Source organism: Halobacillus sp., assembly GCF_049282395.1.
Taxonomy (GTDB): domain Bacteria; phylum Bacillota; class Bacilli; order Bacillales; family Halobacillaceae; genus Halobacillus.
The window spans coordinates 1-1,749 of record NZ_JBAPTY010000233.1 but is presented as its reverse complement, the minus strand read 5'-3'; the positions used below and the strand labels follow the sequence as shown (position 1 = coordinate 1,749).

Genomic DNA, 1,749 nt, shown 5'->3' with positions numbered 1-1,749 from the left:
ATATCTCCTGCCCAGCTTCCGCTCGCCATAATCGACCAGTAACTGACTGGCTCACCAGCACCGGAATACTGCGTATCGTACTCATCCGGCAGCCCTAAGTCGTGGCCAAATTCGTGGGCCATGACCCCTACTGCTCCGTCTTCTGGCTCAATTGTATAATCGTAAGCTGCCATAGATCCGCCCCAATAATCAACCGTAGCTTCCGTGCCGCTAATTGGAGTTACTCCATTCAGATTCCAGCGGTGCGACCAGATAGCGTCAGAACCTAGGGATCCTCCGCCTGCTTCTTCACCTACGCCGGAGTGGATAACCATCAGGTGGTCAACAAGCCCGTCTGGTTCCAGGTAGTCTCCATCACCATCAAGATCATAACGATCCCATTGGTCGTAGTCAGCTATATTAACAGAATCATCATCTGCAGCTGCGGTAAGCGCTTCTTTCACAAGACCGCGAGCATTGACGTCGCTGTCATCTTCTGTCGGATAGTTTCCGCCATAGGCTGCTGCTGGTTGACTTGCCGTGTACCATCCAGCTACTTCCCCTTCGACAGAGTAACTGCCTCCGGATTGCTGTTCGTAATATTGTTTCATAGAATCATACGTTTCACCGTCTGGACCTTCCCAGCCACCTTCACCGAACAGCATGTCCTGATAATGGTCTCTGGAATAAGCGTTTTCGCCATCATAGTACATATCCGTTTCGTCAGCTGTCATAGTGTTATGAGGCTTGTCCGGATAGTCAACGAGCAGTACCAGTACTTTGTCCGTACGCATCTCGCCATCATAAGCTTCTTCTTTTACGGAAGCTGGTGCATTTTTCTTCGCCTGCCCCAGTTTATTTCCTTTTCCATTGGTTAAGCTGTTGTTTTTCATTTCGCCCTGGAGTTTTTCTTTTGCTTCCTTGGCTTCTTCATTTAACTCGCCTTTATCCTTCTTAGCTGCTTCCGATTTAGCTTTTAAGAATTTGTTTAATCCTTTTTGAGCTTCTGAAGGACTTGCATCCGGAGCAATTTTTCCGTCCTCTTTCAACATCTCAATTAGCTTTTCATCATTCGCAATCGCAAGATCAAAAGGTGATCCCTCATGCGAATGTGATTTATGTAAATCTTCGCCTGCATCTTGATTTACTGTGCCTGCACTCGCACTTACGGGCCCGAAGGCTAATGTAAGAGCTAAAGCAGATGTGATCATTCTCCCCATTTTCTTCAAATTAATGTCTCCCTCCACATTTTGTAAAAATAAGCTACATTTACAAATCTACCAAAATTACAAAATTAATCAATATATTATTTTTAATTTTCTAAAAATAATGAATAGTGCCCAGAAGCGAATTTAAAGCGTTAAAGTGTAACAGATAAACCGCGGTGAAAATAGCGGATTGGAAGAGAATATTACACGATTCGTAATAATGTGATGTTATTTTGCTGTAATAATCAGTGCGTGAAGTTTATATGTTAATCCCCAATGAGTAACGAAGACTTTTATACTGTATACTTAAGTCCTACAATAATTACATAAAAAAACAGCCTTTCCTTCAGGAAGTGGCTGTTTTCTATGGACAATGAATAGTTTTCACCTATCAAAGGTTATTCGTTTCGGTCGGATTGGAATGGAAACACCGATTAAAGCGATAACGGCACAGGCCAGAAACATGGGTGTGAATCCAGCAAGTGCGATTCCACTGACTGTCGTGAAAATCAGCAAATCAAAACCAGAATCAAGCAGCGATAGCAATGAAATGGTTGTCGCC

1 protein-coding gene is annotated in these 1,749 nt (G+C 43.6%); it reads right to left on the bottom strand.

The window, feature by feature from the left end; translation table 11 throughout:
• On the bottom strand, positions 1-1,199 hold a 1,199-nt coding region (locus WAM07_RS10215; protein ID WP_422166552.1), incomplete at its 3' end, for an immune inhibitor A domain-containing protein.
• Positions 1,200-1,749: the final 550 nt, after the last annotated feature.